This window comes from Streptomyces sp. NPDC091682, from assembly GCF_044756625.1.
Lineage (GTDB): Bacteria > Actinomycetota > Actinomycetes > Streptomycetales > Streptomycetaceae > Streptomyces.
In genome coordinates, this window is the sequence record NZ_JBIVTH010000051.1 from 1 (window position 1) to 16,975 (window position 16,975).

The following is a 16,975-nucleotide window of genomic DNA, read 5'->3' on the forward strand; positions in this document are numbered from 1 at the left end:
CGCAAACCAGCACTCGCCAACGCAGCCCGAATCACACGCTGCTGCGAAGGACCGTTGGGAGCCGTCAAACCATTGCTCGCACCGTCCTGGTTGACAGCGGAACCACGAACCACCGCAAGCACCTGATGACCATTCCTCCGCGCGTCCGACAGACGCTCCACGAGAAGGACACCGACACCCTCGCCCCAACCCGTACCGTCCGCGGCCTCCGCGAACGCCTTGATCCTGCCGTCGGCGGCGAGACCGCGCTGACGGGCGAAGTCGGTGAAGGTCTCCGGGGTCGCCATGACCGTGACGCCGCCCGCGAGGGCCAGGTCGCACTCGCCGCGGCGCAGTGCGTTCGCCGCCCAGTGCAGGGCCACCAGGGAGGACGAGCACGCGGTGTCCACCGAGACCGCGGGCCCTTCGAGCCCCAGCGCGTAGGACACCCGGCCGGAGACCACGCTGCCGAGGCTGCCGTTGCCCAGGTAGGTCTCCAGGTCTTCCGGGACCGCGCCGAGGCGCGAGGCGTAGTCGTGGTACATCACACCGGCGAAGACACCGGTCCTGCTGCCCTTGAGCGAGGCCGGGTCGATGCCCGCCCGCTCGATGGTCTCCCAGGAGGCTTCCAGGAGCAGTCGCTGCTGCGGGTCGGTGGCCAGCGCCTCGCGCGGGCTGATGCCGAAGAACTCGGCATCGAAGTCGGCCGCGTCGTGCAGGAAGCCGCCCTCGTTGGAGTAGGTCTTGCCGGGTTTGCCGGGCTCCGGGTCGTAGATGCCCTGGAGGTCCCAGCCCCGGTTCTCCGGGAACCCGCTGATGCCGTCGCCGCCCTCGGCGAGGAGCCGCCACAGCTCCTCCGGCGAGTTCACGTCGCCCGGGAAGCGGCAGCTCATGCCCACGATCGCGATCGGTTCGTCGTCGGACAGCACGGTGACGGGCTCCGGTACCGCGACGCCCGCCTCGGCCCCCACGACCGTCTCGCGGATGTGGTCGGCGAGTGCCAGCGGTGTCGGGTAGTCGAAGACGAGGGTCGCGGGCAGCCGCAGTCCGGTCTCCTTGTTGAGGCGGTTGCGCAGTTCCACGGCCGACAGCGAGTCGAATCCGATCTCGGTGAAGGCGCGCTTCGGGTCGATGGCGACGCCCGACTCGTGGTGCAGGACCTCGGCGACATGGGTGCGCACCAGGTCGACGAGGGTGCGGGTGCGGTCGTCGGCGGAGAGACCGGCGAGCCGCTGGGCGATCGGCGAGGGGGACGCCCCGGAGCGGCCGCCCGCCTGGGCGGTGCGCCGGCCGGTGCCGCGGACCAGGCCGCGCAGCAGTGCGGGAACCCCTTCGGTGCGGGCCCGCAGAGCTGCCGGGTCCAGCTTGACCGGTGCGAGTACGGGCTCGTCCACGCCGAGTGCCTCGTCGAAGAGGGCCAGGCTCTCCTCGGCCGTGAGCCCGACCATGCCGGAGGAGTTCAGCCGCTCGACCTCGGTACGGGTGAGCCGGCTGCCCATGCCCGTACCGCTGTCCCACAGGCCCCAGACCAGGGAGTGCGCGGCCAGTCCCGCGGCTCGGCGGCGGATCGCGAGACCGTCGAGGAAGGCGTTGGCCGCCGCGTAGTTGCCCTGCCCGGCGCCGTCCAGGGTGCCGGACATCGACGAGAAGAGCACGAACGCGGTGAGCCCGAGGTCACGGGTCAGTTCGTGCAGGTGCCAGGCCGCCTCCGCCTTCGGGCGCAGGACGGTGTCCAGGCGTGCGGCGGTGAGGGAGGAGAGGATGCCGTCGTCGACGACGCCCGCCGTGTGGACGACCCCGGTGAGTGGGCGGTCGGCGGGCACCCGGGCCAGCAGGGCGGCGAGGCGGTCCCGGTCAGCGAGGTCGCAGGCCTCGACGGTGACGCTCGTTGCGCCCGACTCGGCGAGTTCCGTGCGGAGTTCGTCTACTCCGGGGGCGTCTTCACCGCGGCGGCTGACGAGCAGCAGGTGGCGGACGCCGTGTGCGGCGACGAGGTGCCGGGCCACCAGGCTGCCCAGTCCGCCCGTACCGCCGGTGATCAGGACCGTTCCGCTCGCGTCGAAGGCCGGCGCCGGGGCGGAAGCGGCCGGCGCCGTGGCCAGCCTCGGCACCAGGACGACCCCTTCGCGTACCGCCAGTTCCGGCTCCCCCGCCGCCAGCGCGGCGGGCAGCGCCCGCAGCGACAGCTCGGATCCGTCGACCGCGACCATGACGATGCGGCCGGGGTTCTCGTCCTGTGCGGCGCGCACCAGGCCGGAGACGGCGGCGCCGGCCAGGTCCGCGTCGCGGGTCACCACGACCAGCTTCGCCGAGTCGGACCGCTCCTCGGCCAGCCAGGTCTGCAGGGCTTCGAGGACCCGGGCGCTCTCGGCCCGTGCCGATTCGAAGTCCTCGCCCGCCGGGCCCGGTGACAGCAGCACCACGTCGGCGCCGGTCACCGTGGAGAGGGTGACGGCTTCGGCGCCGAGCGTCGCCGCCCACGCCTCGGCCTGCGGGCCGGTCACGGCCCACTGCCCCTGGGCGGCCAGGTCCGCGCCGGGCAGCTCGGTCCATTGCATCCGGTACAGCGGCTGTGCGCCGCCGCGCGCCGATTCGATCTGCTCGGCCGATACGGGGCGCGCGATCACCGAGCCGACGGTCATCACGGGACGGCCCGTACCGTCGGCGATGATCAGCGAGGACTGCTCGCGGCTGCTGACGGTGATCTGCACGCGCAGCGAGTCCGCACCGACGGCGTGCAGGGTGACGTCGTTCCAGGCGAAGGGCAGCAGGGTGCCTTCGTCCGTCTGGTCCTGACCGGTGAAGGCCAGGTCCGAGGCCTGCAGCGCAGCGTCCAGGAGGGCGGGGTGCAGTCCGAACGTGCCTGCCGTGGTGCGCTCTTCGGCGGGCAGCGCGATCTCGGCGAACACCTGGTCGCCGCGCTGCCAGGCGGCTTTCAGCCCCTGGAAGACGGGGCCGTAGCCGTAGCCCTGGCCCGCCATCCGCTCGTACGCGCCCGAGACGTCGAGCGTGGTGGCGCCCTGCGGCGGCCAGACGCCGAGGTCGGCGGTCGGCGCGGCGGCCGCTGCCGGGGCGAGGCTGCCGCTCGCGTGCAGGGTCCACGGCGCGTCGACCGGGGAGCCCTCGGTGCGGGAATACACGGCGAGCGGGCGGCGCCGGTCGTCGCCCACCGCGCCGACCAGTACGTGCACCGCGACGCCGCGGGACTCCGGGAGCACCAGTGGTGCCTGGAGGGTCAGTTCCTCCAGGGTCTCGTAGCCGACCTGGTCCCCCGCGCGCACCGCCATCTCGACGAAGGCGGTGCCGGGCAGCAGGACGCGGCCCGTGATCGTGTGATCGGCGAGCCAGGGGTGGCTGAGCAGAGACAGCCGGCCGGTGAGGACCACGCCGTCGGAGTCGGGGAGCAGGACGCCCGCGCCGAGGAAGGGGTGGTCGACGCCCAGCTGGCCGACGCCGGTGACGTCCCTGGTGCCGCTGGACGACTCCAGCCAGTAGCGGCGGCGCTGGAAGGCGTACGTGGGCAGCTCGACCCAGCGGGCGCCGGTGCCGGCGAACGGGGTTTCCCAGTCGACGTGGTGGCCGCGTACGTACGCCTGCGCCAGGGCGCCGAGGAGTTCGCGCTCCTCCGTGCGGTCCCTGCGCAGCACGGGCGCGAGGAGGGTGCCTTCGGTGTCCTGGAGGCAGCCCTGGGCCATCGCGGTCAGTACGCCGTCGGGTCCTAGCTCGATGAAGGCCGTGACACCGGCGGCTTCGAGTGCGCGGATCCCGTCGGCGAAGCGCACCGCCTGACGGACGTGCCGCACCCAGTACTCCGGGTCCCCCAGCTCACCCGGGGCGGCGATCTCTCCGGTGACGTTGGAGACGACGGCGATCTTCGGTTCGCGGTAGGCGACCGCCTGGGCGACCCTGCGGAACTCGTCGAGCATCGGCTCCATCAGCGGTGAGTGGAAGGCGTGCGAGACGGTGAGCTGCTTGGTCTTGTGCCCTTGCGCGGTGAGCTCGGCGACGACCTCGGCGACCGCGTCCCCGGCGCCGGAGATCACCAGGGAGGCGGGGCCGTTGACGGCGGCCAGACCGACCCGGTCCTCGCGCCCGGCGAGCAGCGGAGTCACGTCCGCCTCAGTGGCGCGGACGGCGAACATCACTCCGCCGGCAGGCAGTTCCTGCATCAGGCGGCCGCGGGCCGCCACCAGGACGGCGGCGTCCTCCAGTGAGAGGACCCCGGCGACGTGCGCGGCGGCGATCTCGCCCACCGAGTGGCCAGCAAGGAAGTCGGGCCGTACGCCGAACGACTCGACGAGGCGGAACAGCGCCACCTCGACGGCGAACAACGCGGTCTGGGTGTAGACGGTCTGGTCGAGCAGCGCTGCCTCCGCGCTGCCGGGTTCGGCGAACAGCACCTCCTGCAGGGGAAGTTCGAGCTGCATGTCCAGGTAGTCGCAGGCGTTGTCAAGTGCGTCGGCGAACACCGGGAAGGTGTCGTACAGTTCGCGGCCCATCGCCACCCGCTGCGCGCCCTGGCCGGTGAAGAGGAAGGCGAGGCGGCCCGCGGTGGTCCGGCCGTCGAAGGCGCCGGGCACGGTGACGCCCTCGGCGACGGAGGCCAGTGCGCTCAGCAGCGTCTCGCGGTCCTCGCCGAGGACGACGGCGCGGTGGTCGTGGGCGGTACGGGTGGTGACCAGCGAGTGGCCGACGTCTGCGACGGAGGCGTCGGAGCCCGCCGGTCCCGCGACGAAGGTGTGCAGCCGCCGTGCCTGGCCGCGCAGCGCCTCGGGGCTGCGCGCGGAGATCACCCAGGGCCGGACGGTACCGGTCGGTTCGGATCCGGCGGCCGGTTCGGGCCGCTCCCGGTCCTCCGGCGCCGCCTGCTCCAAGATGAGGTGGGCGTTGGTGCCGCTGATGCCGAACGCCGAGACGCTGGCGCGGCGCGGGCTGCCTTCGGCGGGTTCCCACGGCATGGCCTCGGTGAGCAGCTCGACGCGGCCCGCGGACCAGTCCACGTGCGGGGTCGGCGCGTCCACGTGCAGCGTCTTGGGGAGGGTCTCGTGCTTCATCGCCATGACCAGCTTGATCACGCTGGCGGCGCCGCCCGCGGCCTGGGTGTGCCCGAGGTTGGACTTGACGGAGCCGAGCCGCAGGGGGCGGTCGGCGGGCCGGTCCTGGCCGAGCGTCGCGAGGATGGCCTGGGCCTCGATGGGGTCACCGAGACGGGTGCCGGTGCCGTGCGCCTCCATGGCGTCGATGTCGGCGGGGACGAGTCCGGCGTTGGCGAGTGCCTGGCGGATGAGCCGCTGCTGCGAGGGGCCGTTGGGTGCGGTGAGGCCGTTGCTCGCGCCGTCCTGGTTGATCGCGGTGGAGCGGATCAGGGCCAGTACGGGGTGCCCGTTGCGCCGGGCGTCGGAGAGGCGTTCCAGGATGAAGATTCCGACGCCCTCGGCGAAGCCCGTACCGTCGGCCGCCGCCGCGAACGGCTTGCAGCGGGCGTCGGCGGCCAGGCCGCGCTGGCGGCTGAAGGCGCTGAACATGCCGGGGCTGCCCATGACGGTGACGCCGCCGGCCAGTGCGAGAGAACTCTCGCCCTGGCGCAGGGAGTTCGCCGCGAGGTGCATGGAGACCAGGGAGCCCGAGCAGGCGGTGTCCAGGGTGATGGCGGGGCCCTCGAAGCCCATCAAGTAGGACAGCCGGCCCGAGATGGCGCTGGGCGCGTTGCCGGTCATCAGGTAGCCGTCGAGGCCCTCGGGGGCGTCCAGGACGCTCGTACCGTACTCGTGCACCTCGGCGCCGATGAAAACGCCGGTACGGCCGCCGCGCAGGGTGGCCGGGTCGATGCCGGTGCGCTCCAGTGCTTCCCAGGCCGTTTCCAGGACCATGCGCTGCTGCGGGTCCATGGCGAGCGCCTCGCGCGGGCTGATGCCGAAGAAGTCCGCGTCGAAGAGGGTGGCCTCGTCGAGGAATCCGCCTTCGCGCACGTAGCTCTTGCCGAGGACGCCGGGGTCGGGGTCGTACATGCCCTCGATGTCCCAGCCGCGGTCGGTGGGGAAGCCCGCGAGCACCTCGCCGTTGTCCCGCACCAGGCGCCACAGGTCCTCGGGGGACGAGATGCCCGCCGGGTAGCGGCAGCCGATGCCGATCAGCGCGATCGGGTCCTCGTCGTCCGCCGCCGACCGCTCGGGGGCGACGACCTCGTCCGTCAGGCCGAGCGCCCGGCCGCGCAGGAAGGACGCGAGGGCGCTCGGGGTGGGATGGTCGAAGGCGAGGGTGACCGGCAGGTCGAGGCCGGTCGCCGCGGTGAGGCGGGCGTGCAGGTCGACGGCGGCCAGCGAGTCGAAGCCCAGCTCCATGAAGGGGCGTTCGGCGTCGACCGCGGGCACCTCCTTCCCGGCGTGCCGCAGGGCCGCACGGGCATGCTCGCCCACCAGGAGGAGTGCGGCACGCAGCTGCTCGGCCGGCTCGAGCGCCGTCAGCCGGCGCGTCAGGGCGTTCTGTAGCGGAGCGCTTTGCCCCGGGGTGCTCCGCTCTTCGCCCGACGCACTGCCGGTTTCGGAAACCAAGTTCTCGGACTCGCTCATTCCGCGTACTCCACTACTCGTCCAGCTCGCCGGCAGACAGAATCTCGGGCCTGAATATGTATCGAAGCTAACTACGGTGGCCTTCGCGGCCACACCCCTAAGCCCCCCTAAGGGGGTGCTACCGGAGGGAGGTCGAACCCTTGGTCGGGAGCGGTTTCTCCATGGCTTCGGTGTCGAATTTGTGCGATACGTAGGAGAGCGCGCCCAGGAGTTCTCCCGAGGTGACCCGCCGGTTGCCGGAGCTTTCCACGAGGTGCCCGATCGGCAGTTCTCCGGTCGTCGCCCAGCGCAGCCTGCCGGTGTCGTCGATATAGCTGCGGGTGCGCCCCATGTTGTCGGGGTGCACGCAGTAAGGAACGTCGAGAAGACCGCGCTTGAAGGCGAGGATCAGGGCCTGCCCCACGTCGTCGTGGAGATCGAGCACGGCGGCGACGAGTGCGTGCGCCTCTGCGTACACCTGGGAATCCGTGGAATTCCCCGGCCGTGCACCACCGGGGAACGCCGTGGCGGCCCTGGTGGCGTGTTCGAGGGCCGCGATGTTCTCCTCGATCGTGGGGATGCGACGGGATTCCGCGACGGTCTTCACGATGATCCGCTCCGACCCGGTGGCGGCGGCCAGTTGGGCGGCCTGCCCCAGCAGCCGGTAGGAGCCGCCGTCGGTGGTGGGGTACACGCCCATGTAGGTGTAGATCACGACGTGCCAGGTCGCGGCGGGCAGCAGCTCGGCGCAGAGTGCCCGCAGCGCGGCGACGGCCTCGATGTCCTGACCGAAGTGGGTCTGTTGGGCGTAGCTGACGGAGATGCTGCGGATGCCGTGCCGGTAGAAGAACAGTGCCTCCAGGGCACTGATCGCCACCAGCAGGCTCGGCGGGCAGAGCTGGCCGAGCATGCATCCGCCGAAGGTCTCCAGATGCGGGTCCACGCCCATGCCGCGCAGTTGCGCGAGGAAGAGGGTGGAGCGGTCCCATTCGCGCACCGACTGGTCGAGCGGGGTGCGCCCGTACGGCAGGCAGTAGGAGACCGGGCCGCCCTCGGAGGCGCTGAGGCCGGCCCGGACCGTGGCGGCGAAGATGTCGAAGGGCTTCGCCGAGCCGTGCCTCACCTGTACCGGGAAGTCGGGGCCGTGGATGCCGTCGAGCATGTCCCGGGTCGTGTGCGCGCCGTAGTTGACGATCGGGAAGCCGTTGATGCCGGTGCCCCGCCGCAGCGCCTCGTCGACGGCCGCGGTGTCGCCGACCCGGGTGTAGGCGTCGATGGTGAGGGTGCCGACCGTGGTGGCGTCGGCCACCTTGGTGGCCGCGAGACCCCGGCGCATCTGTGCCGGGTCGCTGAACCCCATCCGCGGCTGGACCACGAGGCGCCCCGCCCGGTGCGCGGCGCGCACGAAGCTGCCGAAGTCCGAGTGGGCGCCCTGCACGGTGGTGGCGGGCGCGTCCCCGGCCCCGATGCGGGCCGGGGCGTGCCCGTCCGGGCGGTGCTCGTGCTCCGAACGGTCCCGGGGGCGTTCGACGTCGGACCGGTCCCCGGGGTGCTCCTCGGTCACGAAAGGACTCTCTGCGGGAGTGCGCCGATGAACCGCTCGAAGGACCCGATTTCGGTCCTACCGTCCTCGAAGACCGCGTCGAAGCCGGCGGCGAGGAGTTCCTCGATGTGCGCGGCGTCCTCGCCGCCGGAGATGCCGAGCTTGCCGCCGATCACCATCGGGGTGCGGATCAGGGCCTCGGCCTCGCGCAGCTTCTTGATGACGCGCAGCCCGTCCTGGTATCCGTGTCCGTTGACGCTGCTGATCACCACCAGCGCCGGGTCGTGCTCGCGGATCTCGGACCCCAGCAGCTCGTCGGGGACGGTCGGTCCCAGGTTGACGACGTCGTAGCCGAGTTCCTCGATGAGCAGCTGGAGGAAGACCAGGTTCCAGGTGTGCGCGTCGGAGGAGAGCCCGCTGACCACGACGGTCTGCCGCGGACGACCGGGTAGGCCGGGGCCGGTGGAGGTGTCGGTCGTGCCACCGGAAAGGGTTGCCAGCTCGCTCATGCGTACGTCCTATGGTGCTCGATGCGGGACACGGAGACGACCTCGTCGCCCCGCACCACGATTTCGACGGGGGCGGGCCTGCCGAGGAACATCAGCAGGCTGGACGTGGGTCCGTAGGCACCGGCGTTGGGGATCTCGATGACGTCTCCGGCCTCCAGCGGCGGCAGCGCCACCGACCGGCCGAGCACGTCGCCGGGGGTGCAGAGCGGGCCGACGAGGCTGGACTTCTCCCAGCTCTCCACCGACTCCGGGGAAGCGCCCGCGGTGTCGGGGCTGACCGCCACCGGCAGTAGCCGGCCGAGGCCGGACATCCCGCCGAAGGTGTTGATGCCCGCGTCGAGGATGACGAACTTGCGGCCCCGGCTCTCCTTGATGTTGACCACCCCGGCCAGCAGCGTGCCGCTGTCGCCGACGAGGTAGCGGCCGGACTCGCAGGCCACCTTGGGAAAGCCTTCGCGCCAGCGCGGGAAGTGCTCGTCGAGGGTCTGCGACAGCGCTTCGCGGAGCCGGCCGTAGACGGGACGCTCGCCGGGAACCGCGTACGGCACGGAGAAGCCGCCGCCGATGTCCAGGAAGCGGGGCTCGTCGAGCCCGATGTCGTGGAAGGTCCTGGCCGCCTGGGCGATGGTGTGCTGGAACTCGCCGATGAGGGCTTCCTCGTCGCGGGCGTTGCTCAGCGGGAAGAAGTGGGCACCCACGATCTCCGTGCCCTCGACGGCCCTGAGCAGCGGGATCTGCTCGACGAGGGTCTCGCTGTCGATGCCGAACTGGGAGGGGGCGCCGGTCATCCGGATGCTGGTGGTGGCGCTGGCCGACGCGCTGTTGATGCGGAGCAGGGCCTGGGCCACGACCCCGAGACGGAGGGCCACGGCACCGATGTGCTGGAGGTCGGTGAGGGACTCCACGGAGAACATCCGCACGCCTTTGGCGATGGCTTCGTCGAGTTCGCCGTCGGTCTTGCCCGGTCCGGTGTAGAGGCACTCGCCGGGGTCGAAGCCGGCGCTCAGGGCGGCGTCCAGCTCACCCGTCGAGCTGATTTCGGCGCGGCAGGCACGGTTGCCGCCCTGCCGCAGCGCCCGGATGACCTCCGGGTGCGGGTTGGCCTTGACCGCGCTGAAGAGCTCGAACTCCTCGGGCAGGGCGGCGAACAGGTCGTCCCTCGCGGCCTCGACCCGGTTCAGGTCATAGACGTAGGCCGGAGTGCCATGGCGCTCCACGAGGTCGGCGTAACGGGTCATTTGGAGGTCTCCTCAAGAAGCCGGGCCAGCTCCTTCTTGTCGTTCTTGCCGTTCGGCGTGAGCGGGATCGCGTCGAGGACGTGGCAGACGGAGGGCACCTTCTGGGCCTCCAGTCGGAAGGTGAGCTCGCGCAGGATCTCGTGCTTGGCCCGGTCGGCCTCGACGAACAGCACGAGGTCGCGCTCGTCGGTGGGCGGCAGCACCACGGCCGCGCGGACGCCGTGGATGTCGGCGGCGGCGGACTCGATCTCGGTGGTGCTCATCCGGACGCCCTTGCGCTTGAACATGTCGTCGCGGCGGCCGTCGAAGTAGAGGTAGCCGTCCTCGTCGAGCCAGCCGTAGTCGCCCGTGTGCAGGCGCAGGGCGCCGTCGTCCGGGCCCGGGCGGAAGGTCTTGGCGCTCAGTTCGGGGTTTCGCCAGTAGCCGGGCATCACGTGCGGGCCGACGGCGACGATCTCACCGGTCTCGCCCGCCGGCAGCGGGGCTCCGTCTGCGTCCAGGATCAACACCTGGGTGCCGGGAACCGCGCGGCCCACGGAGTCGGGGCGTTCCTTCTCCTGCTCGGGCGGCATGACGGTGATGCGCTTGGATTCGGTCTGCCCGTACTGGCGGACCACTCGGGAGCCGGGGAACTTGGCGCGCAGCGCGTCGATGGTGGTTTGCGGCAGAGCCGCACCGGTGTTGCTGAACATCCGCACGGTGGGTGCCGGGTTCTCCTCGCGCTCCGCGAGCCGGAGGATCATGGCGGCCAGCGAGGGCACGATCGGCACGATGGTGGCGCCGCTCTCGCGGATGCGGCGCAGCAGCACCAGGTCGGACGCGCCGTCGGCCAGCACGATCTCGGAGCGGCCGATGGTGGACAGCAGCACCTTGTACAGGCCGTAGTCCCAGGAGATCGGGAAGCGGCAGAAGACCACGTCGTCGGGCCGGTATCCGATGACGCCCTCGAGCGCCTCGGAGACGAAGGTGATCTGGGCGTGCGGGCAGATCACGGCCTTCGGGGCGGCGGTGCTGCCGGAGGTGTAGACGAGGACCGCGGGGTCGTCGGCGGAGATCTCTGCGGCCGGCGGGCGGGCGTCGATCTCGGCGTGCTTCTCGACCTCGGTCCAGGCGGCGCCGTACTCCCGCACGAGGGCCGGGGTGAGGTCGCGCACGGTCTCCTCGGCGTCGGCGGTGACGATGACCAGGGCCGGCTCGGAGTTCTCCAGGACCGGGGCGAGGTGGAAGGTCTTCATGCCCGGGTTGAGCGGCACGAAGACGACCCCGCTGCGGCTGGCGCCGTAGAACATCGCGACGAGCTCACGGGTGGTGGGCAGCTGGACCACGAGCCGGTCGCCGGGGACCAGCCCCTGTTCCGCCAGCCAGTCGGCGAAGGCGTGTGCGTGGGCGTCGAGTTCCGCGTACGTCCACGTTCCGGTGTCGTCGCTGACAGCCCGGGACTGCGCGGAATCGGCAACTGCTTCCGTCAGCAGTTCGTGCACGAGCTTGTTCCGGCGGGAAAGCGATTCGCCGGGTATTCGATCCGCAAAAGGAATGGTATCCAAGGCCGTTCTCCTGTCGCCGGCTCCGCATGGGGAGATCGATGCATTGCTGAAATCGATCCGCTACGAAGTTACCCGCGACAGGAGACCCTGCCCCACCCCTAATCCCCCCTATTGCCGCTCCGGCCATTCCCGGCACGCAGCAGGTCACCAGCACGATTCCGCAGTTCTTTGCGGTCGATTTTCCGGTTGGCGTTCACAGGGAATTCATCGAGGAGTTCATAACGCCTGGGCAGCAGCCCGCGCGGGAGCACTTCGCTCAGCTTCCTGGCGAACTCGACGGGACGTACGGGTTGCTGACCGATGTAGAAGACAACGAGTTGGGTTCCCTCGTCGGTGGCCGCGTCCACGGTCACCGCCTCGCCGACCCCTTCGACCGCACCGAGGGCGTGGTCGATCTCGGCGAGTTCGACGCGCCAGCCCTGGATCTGGACCTGGGCGTCGAGCCGTCCCAGGTAGGCGAGTTCACCGTCTCCGACGCGACGGACCCGGTCGCCGGTGCGGTACCAGAGTCGCGAGTCGCGCTCCACGAACCGGCCCCGTTCGTCGTCGGGGTCGAGGTAGCCGGGCGCCATCTGCGGTCCTGAGATGACCAGTTCGCCCTCGGTCGCGGCCTCGTTGTCGTCCGCGTCGAGGAGCAGGTGCTCGTGTCCCGCGTGTACGGCGCCGATCGGCACGATCCCGTTGGCGCCCAGCTCCGGCGAGCGGACCGGGTCCCAGCGGTGTGCGGCGATGGTGACGGTGAACTCGGTTGGCCCGTACAGGTTCTCCAGCACGGATTCGGAGGCCGCCCGCTGCCACGCTTCGGCATCCTGGCACTTGAGTGCTTCGCCCGCGAAGAAGCTCCAGCGCAGGGACGGTAGCGAGCCGGCCGCGAGCCCGCCCGTGCGGCGGGCCAGCGAGATGGCGCCCGGTGTCGAGAACCACACGCTCACCCGGTGCTCGGTCAGGAAGCCCGGCAGGTCGCGGTACCCCTGGGCCGGGATGACGAGTGCGGTCGCACCGGCGCCCCAGGCGCAGAACAGGTCGAACAGCGAGCAGTCGAAGTTCAGGTCGAAGGTCTGCGAGAAGACGTCGTCGGCGGTGAAGTCGTACCGCTCGTCGAGGAGACCGAAGTAGTGGCTGGTGTTTCCGTGCGTGAGCGGGACGCCCTTGGGGCGGCCGGTCGAGCCCGAGGTGAACAGCATGTACGCGATGTCGCCCGGCCCGACCGGCCGGGGCTCCGCAAGTGCGTGCCGTTGGTCGGGCACGATCCGGCGCAGCCCGCCGCCGAGTGCGGCGTCGGAGTCGGCGAGCAGGACCGGGACGGCGCTGTCCGGGCCGAGCAGCGCCGGCAGTTGTGCGCCGCCACCGGCGTCGGCGATCACCGCGGAGAGCGGCGCCGCGTCGAGCATGCCCCGGGTGCGGGCCTGTGGGAAGTCGGGGCGCAGCGGCACCACGGCGGCGCCGGCGTACAGCGCCGCGAGGATGCCCACGTACGCCGTGACTCCCTTTGACGCCAGTACGCCGACGGCCCTGGGCGGGCCGGCCGCGTCGGCAGTGAGGGCGCCCGCCCAGCGGAGCGCCAGTTCGTGGGCGTGCGCGTACGTGAGGGACTCCGTGCCGACGCGCACCGCGGCGCGGTCCGGCGACTTGGCCAGTCCGCGCAGGAAGCGCGCGTACAGCGCGTGCTCAGCTGGTGCCCGCACGGTCAGGCAGCCGGCTGGAGCAGGCCGGAGAGCGCCTTCCACAGGACGCCGGGCGTCCGGAAGGTCTCCAGGCTCAGGGCGTCGTCCTGGAAGCGGACGTCGTAGGCGTTCTCCAGCTGGGCGAGCAGCTCGACGGTACCCAGCGAGTCCAGGCCGAGGTCACGCAGCTCGATGTCGCTGGTGAACGCCTCGTCGTCGCCGAAGAAGGGCAGGTAGCCGCGGACCATGTCTTCGAACTTGTCGTCCCACACGGTGGTGTTTCCTCACTCTGGGATGGGTGGTGCAGGTGGGTGGTGGTGCAGGTTTGCTGGCGGTGCACGTTGGTGGTGGTGCCGGTGCCGCGCTGTCGGCAGGCCCTCAGGCCGCGGCCTTCGAGCGGCTGCGCGGCCGCATCGCGACGGCCGGGCTGGCGGGTACGACCTCGAAGCTGTTGCGGGTCAGGGGCACCCGGCCGAACAGGGCGTCCGGGCCCGATACGCACGCCTTCGTCACGCCCAGGGTGCGCAGCGAGGCCACGACCGCGGGCCACCGCATCGGCGTGACGAAGCTGTCCAACAGCATGGTGCGGATCTCGTCGGCGGTGGTCAGGACGGTGCCGTCCTGATCGGCCACGACCGGGAGCCGCGGGTCGTGGAAGGTCAGCGAGGAGAAGACCTCCGACTCTGCCCTGGCCCGCAGCGAGCCGAAGGCCGAGCAGTGCACGGGCGGGCGCATCGTGTAGAGCGACATCCCGCCGAGTTCGCGCAGCCGAGGGCGGAACCATTCGAGGCTGTGCTCGCGCATCGACACCATGTGGAAGTCGTGATCGATGTAGCACGAGACCTCGTGGAACTCGCCGCGCTCCTCGAACTCGGCGAAGATCTGCTGCAGTCTGTCCTGCGGGGTGCGCAGGAAGGAGTGCGTCACCACGTCCTGGTGGTCGGTGGTGAAGTAGTCCGCCATGCAGCGGGCGACGCCGGCCGTCATGCGGACCGCGTCCTCGAAGGACAGTGCACCGGAGTACGCGCTCAGCACCTTCTCGCCGAAGCTCGGCCCGGTGCAGACCTCGGGCACCAGGCCCAGGGTCCGTTCGGCCCAATCGGCGGAGGCCAGGCAGTTCACCATGAACGCGACCTGCGCGGCCTCCGAGTAGTCGTCCTCGTCGTCGCGGAACCGGTCGATCAGCGAGTAGCCGAGCACCTCGTCCGCCCGCGCCGTGAGCCGCCGTGCGGCCGGGTTGATCAGCATGAACTTCCCCACCTCGGAAAAGGTGGAGGCTCCCATTCCGGGGAAGACGATCGCGGTTTCGGCCCGGAGCCCGGAGGTCATCCGCGCTCTCCTTCCAGGAGTGTGTCGAGGTATCCGAGCAGCACTTCGTTGAAGCGCTCGGGTTCTTCCAGGTGCGGCAGGTGGCTGGAGTTCTCCAGGATTTCCCACCGCACGTCGGGAATCCGGTCGAAGTAGGGCTGTACGGTCTCCGGAGTCGCCTCGTCGTGGCGGCCGGTGAGCAGCAGCGTGGGGACGTCGATCCGGTCGAGTTGGTCGACGACCGACCAGTCCTTGAGCGTCCCGATCACATGGAACTCGTTCGGGCCGTTCATCGTGTAATAGACGGTCGGGTCGTCGTAGATCTCCATGAAGGACGCGACGAAGTCACGGGGCCAGGGCACGACCCGGCACACGTGCTTGTCGTAGAAGACCCGCATGGCGGCGAGGTATTCCTCGCTGTCCGTACTGCCGGCCGCCTCGTGCCGCAGCAGCGTCCCCTGGACGTCCACCGGCAGTTCGGCGCGCAGTACGTCCATCGCCCCCAGCCAGAGTCCGTACGAGGCGGGGGAGTTGGCGATCACCAGGCCGCGCAGGCCGGCGGGCCCCTCCGCAGCGTGCGCCGCCCCGAGCAGGCCTCCCCAGGAGTGCCCGAACAGCACGTAGTCCTGGTCGACCCCCAGCTTGCGCAGGAGGTTGTTCAGCTCGTCCTGGAAGAGCTGGACCGTCCAGAAGTCCGGTCCACGGTCGGGCAGGTGGGTGGACCCGCCGTTGCCGATCTGGTCGTAGTGGATCACCGGCCAGCCCTGGGCGGCCAGTTCGCACAACGCGAGCATGTAGTCGTGCGTACTGCCGGGACCGCCGTGCAGCACCACTATGGGCGGGCGTCCCCCGTGGAGATGGCCCGTTACTCGGTACCAGGTTTTGTATTCTTTGAAAGAAACGGTTCCTTTGGCGCTCGGCGCTCTGGACATGAATCTCCCTATCAGAATTGTCCGGGGTCCACCAATCACTTCCGGACAGCACTGCCGAGTCCATGCCGGAAAACGATTCTCCGCGGTGATCGAGCGGACGTCCCGTGGCCGTGGAACGGCCACGAAACGTTACGGCCCGGCGTGTGTTTGTCTGCAAGGTATAGGACCCGCCCATGCGGGCAGACCCCTATCCGGCCCCTACGGACCCCTGACGGCCCGGCGGTGCGACCCTCGTGGTCCGGTCGCGGGGCAGGTCGCGGGGCAGGTGGTCAGCCGGTCGTGTTCCGCAGCCATTCCTCGACGGCCCGGGCCGTCTCGACCGCGTGGTTCTCGACGATCGTGAAGTGGGTGCCCGGGACCTCGGCGCGGGTGTGCGCGGTCGACCAAACGGCCCGCCATCCGTCTCCGCCGGACGAGTCGTCGGCGACGAAGTTCTCCGTGGGTCCGACGAACAGGACGGGTGTACGCATCTCGTGGGGCCGCACGTCGCCGATCAGTTCGACGTACCGGCCCATGGCACCGAGCCGGGTGGCGTCGAATCCGCCGAAGTCGTCCTCGCGGTCGAACATCCCGGCCATCATCTGGCCCCAGAAGCCGGCCGAGTCATTGTCGTCGTCACCGGTGTCGGGCAGATAGGAGTCGAGCAGTACGACACCGGACGCCGGAGTCCCCTCGCTTTCCAGGCGTTCAGCGACGGCGTGGGCGAACTGACCTCCCGACGAATAGCCGACAATCACGAACGGCTTTCCCCCGGCGGCTCGAAGGACGTGCTCGGCGAACGCCTCGACGGCGGCGGGCACCGTGGCCGGCAGCCGGTCCGAAGGCCGGAACCCGAGCACGGGCAGGGCGATCACGTCGCGCACGTCACGGAAGTTGACCGCGAAGCGCGCGTACTGCTGCGCGCCGCCCATCGCCATCGGGGACGGCATGCAGACGAGGGCCGGCCCGTGTGGTCCACGGGCCAGCGTGACCGGTTCGGGGAACACCGCGCCGTTCCGTCCGTCCGCCGCCACCTTCTCCTCGGTCTCCTTGAGCTCGGCCACCGAGTGGAACCAGGGGCGGATCTGTCCGGCCGCCTTGATCAGCCGGACTCCGCCGGGCAGATTGCCGTTGAGGATCGCCTGCCGGAACAGACCGCGGATGGACTCCGGGGTCTCGCCCGGCTTGTCCTCGGAAGGACGGGCGGTTCTTCCGGGCGCGGTGGCCCGGGCGGCTTCCGCGAGTTGTTGCTGAAGGTGCCCGGCGAGCGCCGCAGGGGTGCGGTGGTCGAAGATGGCACTGGTGGTCAGGCTTGCGCCGGTCGCCTGGTTCACCAGGTTGCGGATCTCCATCGCCGACAGCGAGTCCACCCCGGATTCGAGGAAGTCGCGTTCCGGTTCGACGTCGTCGGCAGAGGCGTGGCCGAGCACCACCGCGACCCGGCCGAGTATCAGGGCGAGCAGTTCCCGCACCTGTTCCGCGACCGGCAGCGCGGCGAAGGACGCGGGCAGGCCGGTTGCGCCGAGGAAGGGATGCGCGGTCGCCACCTGTCCGAGCGAAGAGGCGTCAACGGAAACGGGAGTCGCGTCGAGCCAGTAGCGGTCGCGCTGGAAGGCGTACGTGGGAAGGTCCACCAGCCGCGCCCCGGTGCCGGCGAACAGCGCCTGCCAGTCGACCGCCGTCCCTGCCCGGAAGGCCTGGGCGAGCGCGGTCAGCAAGGTGTGCGCCTCG

The 16,975-nt window shown here is 70.8% G+C and carries 9 protein-coding genes and 1 pseudogene; all 10 read right to left on the bottom strand.

Annotated features, from left to right (window positions below):
• A pseudogene (locus ACIQK6_RS42550) lies at positions 1-6,464 on the bottom strand (SDR family NAD(P)-dependent oxidoreductase); the annotation flags it as partial.
• A 202-nt stretch (positions 6,465-6,666) separates the two neighbouring features.
• Positions 6,667-7,965 carry a methylaspartate mutase gene (locus ACIQK6_RS42555; protein ID WP_402697774.1) on the bottom strand — a complete coding sequence of 433 codons (1,299 nt, stop codon included), beginning with the start codon at positions 7,963-7,965 and terminating at the stop codon, positions 6,667-6,669.
• 122 nt (positions 7,966-8,087) lie between these two features.
• Complete coding sequence (locus ACIQK6_RS42560) at positions 8,088-8,579, bottom strand: cobalamin-dependent protein (RefSeq protein WP_329098497.1); 492 nt, start codon at positions 8,577-8,579, stop codon at positions 8,088-8,090.
• Positions 8,576-9,817, bottom strand: a complete 1,242-nt coding sequence (locus ACIQK6_RS42565; protein ID WP_402697766.1) for a type III PLP-dependent enzyme — start codon at positions 9,815-9,817, stop codon at positions 8,576-8,578. The genes ACIQK6_RS42560 and ACIQK6_RS42565 overlap by 4 nt, the downstream gene beginning before the upstream one ends.
• On the bottom strand, positions 9,814-11,298 hold the full coding sequence (locus ACIQK6_RS42570; RefSeq protein ID WP_329098499.1) for an AMP-binding protein: 1,485 nt from the start codon (positions 11,296-11,298) through the stop codon (positions 9,814-9,816). The genes ACIQK6_RS42565 and ACIQK6_RS42570 overlap by 4 nt, the downstream gene beginning before the upstream one ends.
• Positions 11,299-11,459: 161 nt before the next feature.
• The gene (locus ACIQK6_RS42575) at positions 11,460-13,046 is read right to left on the bottom strand and encodes an AMP-binding protein (protein ID WP_402697769.1); all 1,587 of its coding nucleotides are present in this window, start codon (positions 13,044-13,046) and stop codon (positions 11,460-11,462) included.
• Positions 13,047-13,048: 2 nt separating this feature from the next.
• Positions 13,049-13,297 carry a phosphopantetheine-binding protein gene (locus tag ACIQK6_RS42580; protein WP_329098504.1) on the bottom strand — a complete coding sequence of 83 codons (249 nt, stop codon included), beginning with the start codon at positions 13,295-13,297 and terminating at the stop codon, positions 13,049-13,051.
• A gap of 106 nt (positions 13,298-13,403) precedes the next feature.
• Entirely contained in the window at positions 13,404-14,354 is a 951-nt protein-coding gene (locus ACIQK6_RS42585; protein ID WP_329098506.1) for an ACP S-malonyltransferase, read from the bottom strand.
• A complete protein-coding gene (locus ACIQK6_RS42590; RefSeq protein ID WP_329098508.1) occupies positions 14,351-15,265 on the bottom strand; it encodes a proline iminopeptidase-family hydrolase in 915 nt (304 codons plus the stop codon). The genes ACIQK6_RS42585 and ACIQK6_RS42590 overlap by 4 nt, the downstream gene beginning before the upstream one ends.
• Positions 15,266-15,534: 269 nt before the next feature.
• A partial coding sequence (locus tag ACIQK6_RS42595) for an alpha/beta fold hydrolase (protein ID WP_402697772.1) occupies positions 15,535-16,975 on the bottom strand: 1,441 nt, incomplete at its 5' end.